Here is a 14,002-nt window from a genome sequence, read left to right as displayed (position 1 = left end):
AGGCGCGCGTTGACCGACGGTTTCGAAAGTTAGAGGGCTAAATGAAAGTTGCAGTGATGGGCGCTGGCGCAGTGGGCTGTTTCTACGGCGGCATGCTTGCGAGAGCCGGGCATGAAGTGACGTTGATCGGCAGGCAGAATCATGTTGCATCCATCAGGCGAGACGGACTGCGGCTCGAGTCGCTCTCGTTCGATGAGTTCATAGAGATAACGGCATGCACGGACGCTTCGGGCGTGGTAAGCGCAGATGCAATCCTGCTTTGCGTGAAGTCGCCCGATACGGAAGCCGCAGTGCTTGCGATGAAGCAGTACCTCTCGGAGTCTGCCGTTATCGTCACACTGCAAAACGGCGTCGATAACGCTGAAAGAGTACGCGCCCTTGTCGAGCGCGAAGTATTGGCTGCCGTCGTCTACGTCGGAAGCGAGATGGGCGGACCCGGCCACGTCCGGCACCACGGAAGAGGCGAACTGATCATCGAGCCAGGCACGTCCAGCGAGCGTCTGGCTCGAATCCTGAATGACGCAGGGATATCGACTTCGGTATCCGCGAATGTGCGCGGTGCGCTTTGGGAAAAGCTGGTGTTGAACTGCGCGTACAACGCGATTTCGGCACTCGTTCAATTGCCTTTCGGCGACCTGTGTCAGCGGGGCGGGACGGCCGTGAACAGGGCAATGCGCGATATCGTGGCGGAATGCATCGCGGTGGCGAGCGCGGACGGTGTGAACATCTCCAGGGACGTCGACGAGACGGTAGCAAGGATCATGGCCACGATTCCAGCGGGGCAATATTCATCGACGGCCCATGACGTGGCGACGCACCGGCCCAGCGAAATCGACCATCTGAATGGACATATTGTGGGCCGCGGCGTAGCGCTCGGCATCGCCACACCCGTCAATCATCTTTTGATGATGATGGTTCGGGTGCTCGACAATCAACGGGCTGATCAACGTTCGACGAAAGCGGCTTCGGCGGATGGAGTGCTGATTTGATGCCGACAGTTCCCGGCAGCCAACCGATGCCGTGAAGCGACACTCGCCTCATACCGCGTTTTCACGCTCCATTCGCTGATCGTCAGCGCCGCGATGCACCGTCTCTTTCAGATACCGCGCAAGCTCGGCATTAGTCACGAAGCTCGCAGCTGAAGAGGCCGCGAGAATATCCCCGGCCTCTTGCGGTTTCGCGATTCCGAAGCCCTGCACATAGTCGACGCCCAGTTCCTCCAGCGCGCGCAAGGTCTGGAAGTCTTCGACCCACTCTGCGATGCTGCGCATGCCCAGATTGCGCGCGAGATTGATGATCGCCTCGACGATCGCGATATCGGCGGGATGGTTGCACATGGTGCGCACGAACTCGCCGTCGATCTTCAATGCATCGGCCGACAGCTTCTTCAGGTAACGCAACGATGTCTGACCCGCGCCGAAATCGTCGATGGCGATCTTTGCGCCCATGTCGTGTACGCGCGCGATGAAGCGCTCCGTATGTTCGAGATCGTGCAGCGCGACGCTTTCGGTAATTTCGATGCACAGGTAATGGACGATGTCCGCGTGACGCGAGAACAGCGCGAACAGCTCGTCGAGGAAGTGTTCGTCGTTGAGCGAACCCCCGCTCAGGTTCACGCACACGAAACGAGTGGTGGACAGCGACGCGCGGTTTTCGCTGAGCCAGACGAGTGTCGTGGTGAGCACCCAGCGGTCGATCTCCACGATCGTGCCGGAGTCCTCGGCAGCGGCGATCAGTTTCGCGGCTGTCGCCACCGCGCCGTCCGGCGTACGCATGCGCAGCAGTATCTCGAAGTCGAGCGACTCTGTCGGTGTGTGCATCGACATGATCGGTTGCATCACAAGGAACAGCCCGTCGGGCAGGCGGCTCTGTCCCAGCGCCTCGATCAGAGTGATCTCGGCGGCGCGCTCCTCGAACGCCGGCGCGCCCTTGCGCAATGCCACGAGCCGCGCATTGCCGCCGCGTTTCGCGGCGCGGCACGCGCGGTCGGCATAGGCGAGGGCGTCCAGCGCGCGTTCGCCTTGCGAGCACTCGACGACGCCGATCGATCCCCTGACCTGGAACGCTCGCGTGTCGACATGGAACGGCGCGGCGTTCAACGCCGTGACGAGTTCGCGACAGCGCACGATGGCGTCGTCGATCGGCATGTTCGCGAGCACGCATACGAACTCGTCGCCGCCGATACGCCCGATCGGAATATGGGCGCCGAGACGCTCGACGAGGCGCGCCGCGACATGCCGCAGTATTTCGTCGCCGGTTCCGTGGCCGAACAGGTCGTTGAACACCTTGAAGCGGTCGAGATCGAGATACGCAAGTGCCCACGGGGTGCTTTCGCTGCATTGCCGGTCGATTGCATGCTCGATGCCACGACGGTTCAGCAGACCGGTGAGGGGATCATGCTCGGCCAGGAAATGCAGCCGCTCGACCGCTTTCGAGCGGTCCGTCACGTCCTCGAGCGAGCCTTCGATAAAGCCGTTTGCACGGATCGCCCGCAGCGAGTAGCGCCGCGACTCTGTCTTCGTGCCGGTTGAGCCGTCGATTTCGATCGACGCCGAGTCGTCGCGCTCCAGCAGTTCGCCCAGCGCGCGCTCGGCGCCCGGGGCGAAATAATCGGCCCAGCGGCGCGTGCCGTCCTGTTCATCGTTCAGGCCGAGCATCGAGTGCAGCGCCGGATTGGCGCGGACGAAGCAGCTTTCGCCGTTCAGCGTGAAGAGGCCGATCGGCGTGACGTCATAGGTGTTGCGCAGCTCGACCTGCATCTGCCGGCGGCGCTCGCGTTCTTCGCGCATCCGTTCCGCAATCGCGAACGCACACAGCATGCTCGACGACAGCGCCGTCACGACGGGGCTATGCGTGCCCGCCAGCGCCTTCACGCCGAACGCTGCGGCGAGCACTTCCGACAGCGTCGCGACCAGCACGATGGCCATTGACGCGACATACCAGAGGACGGTGCGCGAGCGCGCCTTGATGAACAGCTGCACGAGGAAGTAGGTCAGCACCAGGATGCAGAAACTGGCGGTTGCCCACAGCACGGGAATGAAGTGCGCGTAACTCAGCAAGAACGCGGCGGCCATCAGCACGCAGCCGCCATACCGCACGGCCTGCAGGCTCCAGCGCAGACCGATTGCTTTCAGCTCGCGGCGAAACAGCTCCACGAACAGTGTCGTGGTCAGCACGTAGTAGGCCGCGAACGTGAATTCCCGCAAAAACTCGATATGGTCAGGCGGGATGATCCGACCCAGCCATTCGGTGTCGAAGCCCATTGCATTGGCGCTCAACCGCAGGTTGCCGACCAGCCATGCGGCAAAAATGACGTACGTCCATTCGCGATTGATGATTGCCGTCACGAACACGAAGATGGCGAGCGTCAGCAGGCCGCCCGTGATCAGCGCTGCGCTCTGGTAGAAATCGAGTGTTGTCTCCTCGAGCTTGTCGAGGCTCGATGCCGAGGCGCTGATATAGGCGGGTCCCGAGAACGTGCCCCGGCACAGGATCTGTGCATCGGGCGTGTGCCCGTCGAGCTTCAGCGCAAAGCCGGCCTTGTTGTCGCGCATCGCGCCGCTCGTGCCGTGGCGGTCGCCCGCGCCGAGCAGCGTGAGGACGGGGCCCGTCCGCCAGCAGGAAATCGTTTGCGCGTGCCGGGAAGGAAGATCGACGAACGTGGCGTCCCCGCTCTCCATGGCAGGCGCGGTGAGCATGAACCAGAACGGCGTTTCCGCGAGATGGGTACTGAAGCGGGCGGTGTGCGCGCCATTGCCATTGCGCAGGTGTTCGATGGCGGCGGCGGGCGACAGCGTCGCCGACGGATCCGCAATCACCGAAAAGCTGAGTGGAACCGTCCCCGTGGTGTCGAACTGGCGGGGCCCCCAGAGCAGGACTGCAACGGTGCCAAGCGCAATCACAAATGGCGCTACATAGACGGAGAAGCGCAGGAAAGCCCAGCCGGTCAGTCGGTCCCGAAACGCCCACTTAACGCTTGTCATCTGCTGCATTTCCCCAGTGACTTCATTCCCGTTTTCATTGCAATCTGCGACGGCTGGCGGCGAAAGCACGACTGCGCCGACGCCCCCATCTTTTGTCCGCCCGAATTGCTTCGGGCGGACACCTTACCTCAACTGCCTTACGCTTCGCTCAACGACCTCAGATAATCCGAGGCGCTGTCCGGCAACCTGCCGCGCTCGATGCCGTGGCCGGCTTCGCCCTGCAGTGATGCGACGCTGACGTCGATGTCGATGTGATCCGTTTCGAAGAAGAACCCGTAGAACGGATGGTTGACCTTCGCCCAGCGCTGACGGACCAGTGCAACCGGTTTCGCCATCACCCGATGCGGCAAACCGCCGACGTGCGACATCGGCAGGAATTCATTCTGCCCGTATACATCTTCGAACAGCATCGCCTCGTATTCCCGATCGAGCGGCGAACGCGCGGTAATTAACATCCAGTCGACCCCGTTCTGCGCGCAAAACATGTAATACGCCTTGCACAGCGCCACCTTCACCATCCGCCCGATCGCGCCGCGCGCCACGCCGAGCCGCGTCGCCTCGGCGAGGCGCGCCTGGCCCAACCAGTCCGGCAGCTGGACCGACTGTTCGACGGCGAGCGAATCGAAGGCGTTCGTCTGGACCCGCATGGTGCCGAGCGGGCCACCGTCCAGCCGCGATTGCGCGAGCAGCACGACCGTGCCAGGCGCGCCGTCCAGCGCTTCGACGCCCATGGTCTCGGCGAATTCCGGCAAGTGCCGCCGGTACGCGGCGCGGCGCATCTCGACCGCCTTGTCGAGTTCCATGCGGTTACTTACCACCTTTATCGTAAACGGCAGCCTTTCCGTTTTCTTTACCGTGCCCGAATTAAAGCCCTCTTCGAGCAACGTATAACCCATATTTTGCTTCAAAACGACTGAATCGATGCGGTCCATATCCAACCCCGTAAGTGAGTGAGAAAAAAGTGCCGCGTTCAAAACGGCAGAACCGTGCCGAACGCGACAAACTAGAGTCTCATGAACGCAGATACGGTGATATGCAAAGCCCGTTCAATTCGGAGAGCGGAGTTCGAGTAACTGCCGGCAAAACCTTTGAATATAGGCAGTCGCGCACAACATAGAAAATGAGCGTTTCATCGAAGCTACGCACGGCGTCGATGAACAAGGTGTGCGAATTGGTTGGTTGTACTGCGCCATCCCACGATGCTCTGATGACGGTCACTTTCAACTTTCGTCAACGGAGAACGTCATGAGCACAGTGCTGGATCAGCCGCAATCACACGTCGATGCCCATCAGGAATTGCGGGTGCGCCGCTACAAGCCGTTGGTGGGCGCCGTCATCGAGAACGTCGATTTGTCGAAGCCGCTCTCCGACGATAACCGTCAGACACTGCGTCAAGCGCTTGTCGATCACGGTGTGATCTTTTTTCGTGAACAGACGCTCACGCCCGAACAGCACGTTGCGCTCGCGCGCATCTTCGGCAATCCGATCCGCAAGAACATCTATTTGCCTGCCGTGGCGGGGTTTCCGGAAATCGAAGTCATCGCTCATAGCGACAAGACGCGTTCGGGCGGCACGGACAACTGGCATGTCGACGTATCGTGGCAACATCAGCCGCCCAAGGCCACCGTGCTCCATGCGCAGGAAATTCCCGAAGGGGGCGGCGGCGACACGATCTGGTCCTCGTCGGCGGCCGTCTACGACTTGCTGGACGCCGATCTGGCACGCTACTTCGAAAAACTGACGGCCGTGAACACGTTCATCGCATCGCCGAAAAAGAGCGCGTTGTCGGAACTGCTGAGCGGCTATGACATTCCCGAGGGCACGCAGGAAGACAGCGTCGAAGCAGGGCTGGCGCGCGTGCGCGACGCCGCGCAGAAATATCCGCCCATCGAAGTGCCCGTCATCAAGACGCATCCCGAGAACGGCCGCAAGCTCGTGTTCGTCAACGAAGGACATACGAGCCATTTGCTGGGCGTTTCGAAGACAGCCAGCCAGAGCCTGCTCAATTACCTGTACGACCTGATCAAGACACCAGAAGTGCAGGCGCGTTTCGAATGGCGTGCGGGCGATGTCGCGATCTGGGACAACCGGCAGGTGCAGCACTACGCGGCGCGCGACTACGGATCGGCAAAGCGGCGCATTCACCGCATCACGCTGGAACACGATGGCGTGTTTTGAGCGCGATCTGTCGCGTACCGATCTTTTCGTACTGTTCACTACGGAACCTACTCAATGAAGCGTCGTGTCTTTCACATAGGACGCCGCGTCGCGGCGCTCCTCGGCGCGAGCCTGATCGCAGCCGCAGCGTCCACCCCTGCGCGTGCGCAGACGCCGGAGAAGCTCGAGTTGCGGTATCAGGGCTGGGCCAGCAAGGTGCTGTATCCGGAGCTTGCCGAGGATCTCGGCTATCTGGCGCCGCTCAAGCTCAACTGGGTCGGCAACACGATCAGCGGCCCGCAGGACATTCAGGCGGCCGTCACGGGCGATGTCGATTTCGGCGGGGCGTTCAATGGCTCCATCGTCAAGCTCGTTGCCGCGCACGCGCCAGTGAAAGCGGTGATCTCTTACGTCGGCACCGACAAGGAGACCAATGGTGGCCTTTTCGTGTTGCAGGACAGTCCTGTCAAAGGGGCGCGTGATCTGATCGGACGCAAGATTGGCGTCAATACGCCGGGCGCGTACGCGCAGTATCTGGTGACGGCCTACCTGCAGAAGTCGGGCTTGTCGAAAGAGGAGATCGAAAAGGTCGTGTTCGTCGCCGCGCCGCCTGTGAATCTTGCGCAGTTGCTCAAACAGAAACAACTCGATGCCGTGTTCCTCGAAGACATCATCAAGGACAAGCTGCTCGCCGAGGGCGGCGCAAGACTGCTCACCACGGACTATCAATTGCTCGGCTCGTTCGGCTACGCGAGCTACCTGTTCACGGACAAGTTCATCGCGCAGAACCCGAATACCGTGCGCAAGTTCGTCGACGGCACGGCTCGGGCGATCGAGTGGGCACGCACGTCGCCGCGTGCCGAGGTCGTCGCGAGACTCAAGAAGATCGTCGAGGCACGGCATCGCAACGAGGACACCTCGATCGTCAACTACTGGAAGTCGGCGGGCGTGGGCGGCAAGGGCGGTCTGATCGCGGCGGAGGACTTCACGACGTACATCGACTGGTACGTCAACAATGGCGTTCTGAAAGCGGGGCAGGTGAAGCCGGATGCCGTCTATTCGAACCAGTTCAATCCGTTCAACCAGTCGGTGGCGAGCAAATGAGCTATCGGCCAGTCAACGCGAGGCAATCAGGATGAGTGCGTCAATCAGCGTGCGCAACGTCGGCAAGGGTTTTCATCTGAACCGGCGTGGCCATTTCGTGGTGCTGGAAGACGTGTCCTTCGATGTCGCGCCGGGCGAGTTCGTCGCGCTGGTCGGGCCGAGCGGATGCGGCAAGACGACCTTGCTCGATCTGATCGGCGGCCTGACGCTGCCCGATCGCGGACAGATACTCGTCGGCGGTCGGGAAATCGACGGGCCCGGACTCGATCGCGGCATCGTGTTCCAGCAGTACGCGCTCTTTCCGTGGAAGACGGCACTCGGCAATGTCGAGTTCGGACTGGAAGCGAAGGGCGTCGGCAAGCGCGAGCGCCGGGCGATTGCGCAGCGTTTTCTGGACCTCGTTGGCTTGAGTGCTTTCGCCGACCACTATCCGCATCAGTTGTCGGGCGGCATGAAGCAGCGCGTTTCGATTGCCCGCGCACTGTCGTACGAGCCGGACGTGCTGCTGATGGACGAGCCGTTTGCCGCGCTCGATGCGCAAACGCGCGAGACGCTGCAGGACGAGTTGCTGCGTATCTGGAAACGCACGGGTACGACGGTGGTGTTCATCACCCACTCGATCGACGAAGCCATCTATCTCGGTCAGCGCGTACTCGTGATGGCGGCGGCGCCGGGACGCATCACGCATACGCTGCCGGTGCATGTGCCGCGCGAAAACCTTTCCGAAGACGTGCGCGCGACGCCAGAGTTCGTGCGTCTGCGTCACGAGATCTGGCAGTTGATCCGGCAACGTCGCAGCGGGTCGCATCTTCAGGTGGCCCACGCGGCCTGATAACAGCCTTGACATGGGGAAACCATGAGTACTTTGTCTGTCGAGTCCAAGCGCGGCACGTGGCATGCAATCGGCGAGTACGCTTCGGCGGCGGCGCCTCGCGCGTTGCGTGGCAGTATCGCCATCGTCGCGTTCATTGCGCTTTGGGAAGTGTTGCCGCGCGCAGGATGGGTCGACGCGACGTTCTTGCCGCCGTTCTCGACGGTCTTGCGCGCGTTGTTCGATATGATCGTTTCGGGCGAACTGGGTGTGCATCTGCTTGCCAGCGCGGCGCGGGCGGCAACGGGGTTCGCGATTGCAGTTGCCGTCGGCGTGCCACTGGGGTTGTTTATCGGGTGGTATCGCACGCTTGCTGATGTGCTTAACCCATTGCTGGAACTCTTTCGCAACACCGCGCCGCTCGCACTGCTGCCCGTGTTCGTGCTCGTGCTTGGGATGGGCGAGACGTCGAAGGTCTCGATGGTCATTTACTCGTGCATCTGGCCCGTGCTGCTCAATACCGTCACAGGCGTACGCAATGTCGATCCGCTGCTGATCCGCTCCGCACGATCGATGGGGCTCAAGCCCGTTCAACTGTTTCTGAAAGTCGTGCTGCCTGCGTCTGTACCCGCCGTGTTCACGGGTATCCGCGTGGCGGGTGCCTATTCGATTCTGGTGCTGATTGCGGCAGAAATGGTGGGCGCGAAGGCGGGGCTTGGCTATCTCGTGAACTACTCGCAATTCACGTTCGAAATCCCGAAGATGTATGCGGGCATCGTCACGCTCGCGGTGTTGGGACTCGCGTTTAATCAAGCTGTGGTTGCTGCCGAGCGGCGTCTGACGGCATGGCGGGGCGACGACTGACGCCGCGCGTAACAGAAAGGCTTGCGCACTTTTACATATACAAACGCCGCGCGTATCCATTCTCCTCAGGATCGGGTGTTCTCATTGGCACTCTCACACGAAGAGTGCTGACTGAGAGCCGAGTATAAAAAGCGCTGTATGTGCGCTCCAATAATCGATTTGCACAAACTTAACGGGCCGCGAAAGGTTTGCAATACACGTAGCGTGCGTAAGCGCGCGGTACACGAATCGGCAGATATCGTTATCGGCTTTTGTTGGTTGCAACGGCGCGAGCGCGACGCTTAATCTGGAATGCTGTGAACCTGTCCGGAGACTGTCGATGAGTACCATTCCCACCGCCCAGCATGATGCCGTCAGCGGTGCCGACGACGCGGAGCTTGACGCGCGCTTCGCGCCCATATTCGAGCGGATTGCAACTGGCAGCATCGAACGCGAGCAGAATCGGGAACTCGCCTACGATGCAGTGCGCTGGCTGAAGGAAGCAGGGTTCACCGCATTGCGAGTGCCAAAGCGCTATGGCGGTAGCGGCGCGACCTTGCCGCAGTTCTTTCGTCTTTTGACGCGCCTCGGCGAGGCCGATTCGAATCTGCCGCAGATCTTGCGGCTGAATTCGGGCTTTATCGAAAGCCGGCTCGAAAGCGACGACGAAGCGCTGCGCGAGCGCTGGCTCCCGAAGATCGCGGCGGGTGAGACCGTCGGTGCCGCGATATCCGAGCGCACCGCGAGCACGCACAATAGCGTCACGCTGGCGGCCGACAAGAGCGGCAACGGCTGGTGGTTGAACGGCGAGAAGTACTACAGCACGGGCACGCTCTACGCGGACTGGATCGACGTCGCCGCGCACGACGGCGCCGACGACGTGCGCGTGGTGGTGCGCGCCGATGCGCCCGGTGTCGCGCGCATCGACGATTGGGACGGCTTCGGCCAGCGATTGACCGCGAGCGGCACGACGCGCTTCGACTCGGTCTATGTGAGCGACGATCAGCTACTGGTGCGCTACAAGGCGTCGGAGCCGCGTCGCAATACCTCCCTGACGGCTTTCTATCAGACAGTCCATCTCGCGACGCTGACGGGCATCGCGCGCGCGGTGCTGCGCGACGGCGTCGCGTTCGCGCAGTCGCACACGCGCACGTTCGGCGTGCCCGGTCGTTCGAGCCCGCGCGACAACCCGCTCGTGCATCGTGTAGTGGGGCGGCTGGCCAGTCTCGCGTATTCGGCTGAGAGCATTACGGCATCGGTGGCGCGCTCGCTCGAAAATGCATATCAGGCGAGACTCGCGGGCCGCGCGAATACGGATACTTATATCGCGCTCGATATCGAAGCCTACCAGGCGCAGCAGATCGTGATCGAACAGGTGCTGGAGGCGGCCACGCTCGTATTCGAAGTGGGTGGAGCCTCAGCGACGAGTGAGACGCGACGGCTCGATCGTCACTGGCGCAATGCGCGTGTGCTCGCGTCGCATAATCCCGCGATCCAGCGCGAAGCGGCCGTGGGCAACTTTCATCTGAACGGCGCGGCGTCCAACGAGCGCTTTAGTCTCGCGCATTCGCCCAGCGAACTGGAACGTGTTGCGACGGACAGTGCGGTTGCCGTCAATGGATAACGCGAGATCGTAGAGAGTCGCTCACGGCGGTGCAAATAACATTGAGCGCTATCGGGTCGCGCTGTCGGAAGTGATCGAGCAGCTATGAGCGAGCGTGCCCGATTCTTCGCCGCGCCGTCCTCAAAAGCACGTCTCCTCATAAGCAATTCCAGATTCGATAGTAGGCCTGGCTCGCCGGTACTGATCCAATATGCGATTACCCTGGCGATGCGCGCTACGTGACCGGCGCGGCCGTCTCTGCCTGCATCGCGCGGGGTGTGACCATACGCACGATCTAGCGGTTACGCGTGCCTGCCGAAGGAGCATTCATGAGTCTCGACATCTTCTGGTTTCTGCCGACCTCGGGCGATACCCGTTATCTCGGCAAATCCGATTTCGGCAGGCCGCCGACCAACGAATACATGCGCCAGATTGCCGTCACGGCGGAAGATCTGGGCTATGACGGTCTGTTGATTCCCACGGGCAGCAGTTGCCAGGACCCGTGGGTCACGGCTGCCAGCCTGATCCCCGTCACACAGCGCATCAAGCTGCTGGTCGCGCTGCGTACGTCGATCAGCGGCCCAACGGCGGCTGCACGCCAGGCGGCGACGCTCGACCAGGCCTTGCATGGGCGTCTGCTGCTCAACGTCGTTCCGGGCGGCGATGCGACCGAACTCGCCGCCGATGGCATCTTCTACACCCACGACGAACGCTACGCGGCCGCCGACGAGTTTCTCGGCGTCTGGCGCGATCTGCTTGCCGGCGACACGGTGGACTTCAAGGGCAAATACGTTCACGTCGAAGGGGCGCGCAATTTTCATCCGCCTGTGCAGCAACCGCATCCGCCGCTGTATTTCGGCGGTTCTTCGCCGGCTGCGCACGAACTCGCGGCAAAACACGTCGATGCATATCTGACCTGGGGCGAGCCGCCCGCCGCGGTGGCCGAAAAATTCGCCGACGTGCAGCGGCGCGCGGCCGCGCATGGCCGCAAGCTGCGTCTGGGCGTGCGGCTGCATGTGATCGTGCGCGAAACGAATGAAGAAGCGTGGGCCGAAGCGGACCGCCTGATCAGCAAGCTCGATGACGAGGACATCCGCCGCGCCCAGGAAAACTATGCACGGATGGACTCGGTGGGTCAGCGCCGCATGGCCGAGTTGCACGGCGGACGCCGCGACCAGCTGGAGATCAGCCCGAACCTCTGGGCGGGCGTCGGCCTCGTGCGCGGCGGCGCAGGCACTGCGCTGGTGGGCGACGCACAGACCGTGGCCGCGCGGCTGCAGGAATATGTCGATGCGGGCGCCGATAGCTTCGTGCTGTCGGGCTATCCGCATCTCGAAGAATCGATCCGTTTTGCGGAACTGGTGTTTCCGCTATTGCCTGGCAAAAAGCCGGTGACGTTGCGCGATCAGGTGCTCACGGGCGGCGCCTTCGACGTGCGGGCGAGCAAGGTTTAACCCATACATCAGCAGAATGCGGACGATGCCAATCCACGCCCCCGTCTTTAGAAATGAAATTTGATTGGTTCTGTTTCGAGTACCAGTTGCAACATCATCTTCCTTGATGGCTATAGACGGTTTGCCGCGCTGTTGCGGCACTTTCCATCAGCAAGGAGGCGACATGGCAGCAGTACTCGAAGAACGACCGACCAACGCAGTGCTCGAGACGGCACGCGAGAAGGCGGCATCGGCAGGGCTGGTGTATCCGGGCGGCGTTTCTCCACAGGATGCGTGGGCGCTTTTTTCCAGCGGCGACGCCGTGCTGGTCGACGTTCGTACTGCCGAGGAGCGCAAGTTCGTCGGTTACGTGCCGGGCGCGGTACACGTACCGTGGGCAACGGGTACGAGCCTGACGCGCAATCCGCGTTTCGTAAGGGAGCTCGAGTCGAAGACGGGCAAGGATGCCGTGGTGCTGCTGCTGTGCCGTAGCGGCAATCGCTCGGCACTGGCTGCCGAAGCGGCGGCAAAGGCGGGCTTCACGCAGGTATTCAACGTACTGGAAGGGTTCGAAGGGGACCTCAACGACGGGCAGCATCGCGGCACACTGAACGGCTGGCGCTTTGTCGGCCTGCCCTGGGTGCAGGACTAGCGCGGTCTGTCCGGCTCTTTGGGAAATGCGTGAGCGCTGCGCGTGACGCCCAGCGTGACTCGCAGCTTGTCGGTTTTCGAAGCATAAGGAGCATCGCAGTGGGCGCATTCGATATCGACAGCATCGCCGGATCGCTTCAGGCCGTCCGGCAACAATGGCGCGACGGGCAGCGGCGCGCGCTGGAGCCCGGCGGGCGCGATCTGCCTTCGCGCGACGCGCTCGCGGCAGCGATCGACGCATTGAAAGGCGCGCTCTTTCCAATGCGCCTCGGGCCACCCGATCTGCGTCAGGAAAGCGAAAACTTCTACGTCGCTCACGCGCTGGATGCAGCATTGCACGGTCTGCTCGCTCAGGCGCGCCTCGAATTGCATTACGCCGCGCGACGCGAGAGGACAGACGGCGAAGCCATCGAGACACGCGCGCTCGCCGCTATCCGTGCATTCGCGGAACGCTTGCCCGAGATCCGCTCGCTGCTCGACAGCGACGTGATCGCGGCCTATCACGGCGATCCGGCAGCAGGCAGCGTAGACGAAGTGCTGCTGTGCTATCCCGGCATCCTCGCGATGATTCATCACCGTCTCGCGCACGAACTGTATGGCCTCGGCTTGCCGCTGCTCGCGCGGATCGTTGCCGAGCTGGCGCACGCGCAAACGGGTATCGACATTCATCCGGGCGCGCGGATCGGGTCCGGCTTTTTCATCGATCACGGCACGGGCGTCGTGATCGGCGAGACGTCCGTCATCGGCGAGCGCGTGCGGGTCTATCAGGCGGTGACGCTTGGCGCGAAGCGTTTTCCGCTCAACGAGAACGGTCATCTCGAGAAGGGGCTCGCGCGTCATCCCATCGTCGAGGACGACGTCGTCATCTATGCAGGCGCGACGATTCTCGGCAGGGTGACGATCGGGCGCGGTGCGACGATCGGCGGCAACGTCTGGATCACGCACGACGTCGCGGCAGGCTCGCATGTCACGCAGGCGATGCTGCGCAGCGAGACCGCACGGCCTGCGTCTGTCGTCAACGGGGTATCGGCGGGAGCACTCGGATGACCGGGCTCGTTCACGACTTTGGGGCGACCGTGCGCGCCCTGCGTGAAGCGCAAGCGTGGTCGCAGGAGCAGCTAGCCGAGTACGCGGGGCTGAACCGTTCGTACGTCGGCGAGATCGAGCGCGGCAGTGCAATTGCATCGATCGTCACGGCAGACAAACTCGCACGCGCTTTCAACGTACCCATCGCAACACTTTTGTGCGCGTCACCGCGAGGCGAGCCGCCGCAGCACGAACGCGGCGCGACGCCGCCTCCGCTTCCCATCTGATTGATCGACACCCGCGCCGGGCGAACTAAACGCAGTGGCGCGACGCGCGCGGACGTTCGAAGCCGCCGCGATGCAGCGCAATGATGGCTATAGCATGTTGAGCC

The 14,002-nt window shown here is 62.2% G+C and carries 12 protein-coding genes; 10 read left to right on the top strand and 2 right to left on the bottom strand.

Annotation, left to right across the window (positions count from 1 at the left end):
- Window positions 1–41 precede the first annotated feature (41 nt).
- Window positions 42–989 (top strand): ketopantoate reductase family protein, encoded by a 948-nt coding sequence (locus BLT65_RS05290; RefSeq protein ID WP_091775590.1) that lies wholly within the window; start codon window positions 42–44, stop codon window positions 987–989.
- A gap of 48 nt (window positions 990–1,037) precedes the next feature.
- Here the strand turns inward: BLT65_RS05290 and BLT65_RS05285 are convergent, their stop codons facing one another.
- Window positions 1,038–3,983, bottom strand: coding sequence for a putative bifunctional diguanylate cyclase/phosphodiesterase (locus BLT65_RS05285; protein ID WP_091776124.1), 2,946 nt, complete (start codon window positions 3,981–3,983; stop codon window positions 1,038–1,040).
- A 137-nt stretch (window positions 3,984–4,120) separates the two neighbouring features.
- On the bottom strand, window positions 4,121–4,915 hold the full coding sequence (locus BLT65_RS05280; protein WP_091775587.1) for an N-acyl amino acid synthase FeeM domain-containing protein: 795 nt from the start codon (window positions 4,913–4,915) through the stop codon (window positions 4,121–4,123).
- A 313-nt stretch (window positions 4,916–5,228) separates the two neighbouring features.
- Here BLT65_RS05280 and BLT65_RS05275 point away from each other — a divergent pair, with 313 nt between their 5' ends.
- The 9 genes from BLT65_RS05275 (at window position 5,229) to BLT65_RS05235 (ending at window position 13,898) form a co-directional block, all read left to right on the top strand.
- Window positions 5,229–6,161: a TauD/TfdA dioxygenase family protein gene (locus BLT65_RS05275; RefSeq protein ID WP_091775584.1), complete on the top strand. Its 933-nt coding sequence runs from the start codon at window positions 5,229–5,231 to the stop codon at window positions 6,159–6,161.
- A gap of 54 nt (window positions 6,162–6,215) precedes the next feature.
- Complete coding sequence (locus BLT65_RS05270; protein ID WP_091775581.1) at window positions 6,216–7,244, top strand: ABC transporter substrate-binding protein; 1,029 nt, start codon at window positions 6,216–6,218, stop codon at window positions 7,242–7,244.
- Between the two features lie 31 nt (window positions 7,245–7,275).
- A complete protein-coding gene (locus BLT65_RS05265) occupies window positions 7,276–8,076 on the top strand; it encodes an ABC transporter ATP-binding protein (protein WP_091775578.1) in 801 nt (266 codons plus the stop codon).
- Window positions 8,077–8,100: 24 nt separating this feature from the next.
- Complete coding sequence (locus BLT65_RS05260; RefSeq protein WP_091775575.1) at window positions 8,101–8,919, top strand: ABC transporter permease; 819 nt, start codon at window positions 8,101–8,103, stop codon at window positions 8,917–8,919.
- A 319-nt stretch (window positions 8,920–9,238) separates the two neighbouring features.
- Window positions 9,239–10,522, top strand: coding sequence for an acyl-CoA dehydrogenase family protein (locus tag BLT65_RS05255; protein ID WP_091775571.1), 1,284 nt, complete (start codon window positions 9,239–9,241; stop codon window positions 10,520–10,522).
- Between the two features lie 308 nt (window positions 10,523–10,830).
- Window positions 10,831–11,955: an FMNH2-dependent alkanesulfonate monooxygenase gene (ssuD, locus tag BLT65_RS05250; RefSeq protein ID WP_091775567.1), complete on the top strand. Its 1,125-nt coding sequence runs from the start codon at window positions 10,831–10,833 to the stop codon at window positions 11,953–11,955.
- A 163-nt stretch (window positions 11,956–12,118) separates the two neighbouring features.
- Complete coding sequence (locus BLT65_RS05245; protein ID WP_091775563.1) at window positions 12,119–12,586, top strand: rhodanese-like domain-containing protein; 468 nt, start codon at window positions 12,119–12,121, stop codon at window positions 12,584–12,586.
- Between the two features lie 98 nt (window positions 12,587–12,684).
- Window positions 12,685–13,632: a serine O-acetyltransferase EpsC gene (epsC, locus tag BLT65_RS05240; protein WP_091775560.1), complete on the top strand. Its 948-nt coding sequence runs from the start codon at window positions 12,685–12,687 to the stop codon at window positions 13,630–13,632.
- Window positions 13,629–13,898: a helix-turn-helix domain-containing protein gene (locus BLT65_RS05235; protein WP_091775557.1), complete on the top strand. Its 270-nt coding sequence runs from the start codon at window positions 13,629–13,631 to the stop codon at window positions 13,896–13,898. Before epsC ends, BLT65_RS05235 begins: the two co-directional genes overlap by 4 nt.
- Window positions 13,899–14,002: the final 104 nt, after the last annotated feature.

This window comes from Paraburkholderia steynii, from assembly GCF_900100565.1.
Lineage (GTDB): Bacteria > Pseudomonadota > Gammaproteobacteria > Burkholderiales > Burkholderiaceae > Paraburkholderia > Paraburkholderia terrae.
Note: the sequence above shows the minus strand (reverse complement) of the source record. Positions and strands in the feature narration are given on the sequence as shown.

Coding starts and splice junctions, on each gene's coding strand:
- BLT65_RS05285 (WP_091776124.1), bottom strand. CDS start 3,983: ATGACAAGCGTTAAGTGGGCGTTTCGGGACCGACTGACCGGCTGGGCT.
- ssuD (WP_091775567.1), top strand. CDS start 10,831: ATGAGTCTCGACATCTTCTGGTTTCTGCCGACCTCGGGCGATACCCGT.
- BLT65_RS05280 (WP_091775587.1), bottom strand. CDS start 4,915: ATGGACCGCATCGATTCAGTCGTTTTGAAGCAAAATATGGGTTATACG.
- BLT65_RS05260 (WP_091775575.1), top strand. CDS start 8,101: ATGAGTACTTTGTCTGTCGAGTCCAAGCGCGGCACGTGGCATGCAATC.
- BLT65_RS05235 (WP_091775557.1), top strand. CDS start 13,629: ATGACCGGGCTCGTTCACGACTTTGGGGCGACCGTGCGCGCCCTGCGT.
- BLT65_RS05290 (WP_091775590.1), top strand. CDS start 42: ATGAAAGTTGCAGTGATGGGCGCTGGCGCAGTGGGCTGTTTCTACGGC.
- BLT65_RS05270 (WP_091775581.1), top strand. CDS start 6,216: ATGAAGCGTCGTGTCTTTCACATAGGACGCCGCGTCGCGGCGCTCCTC.
- BLT65_RS05255 (WP_091775571.1), top strand. CDS start 9,239: ATGAGTACCATTCCCACCGCCCAGCATGATGCCGTCAGCGGTGCCGAC.
- BLT65_RS05245 (WP_091775563.1), top strand. CDS start 12,119: ATGGCAGCAGTACTCGAAGAACGACCGACCAACGCAGTGCTCGAGACG.
- BLT65_RS05275 (WP_091775584.1), top strand. CDS start 5,229: ATGAGCACAGTGCTGGATCAGCCGCAATCACACGTCGATGCCCATCAG.
- BLT65_RS05265 (WP_091775578.1), top strand. CDS start 7,276: ATGAGTGCGTCAATCAGCGTGCGCAACGTCGGCAAGGGTTTTCATCTG.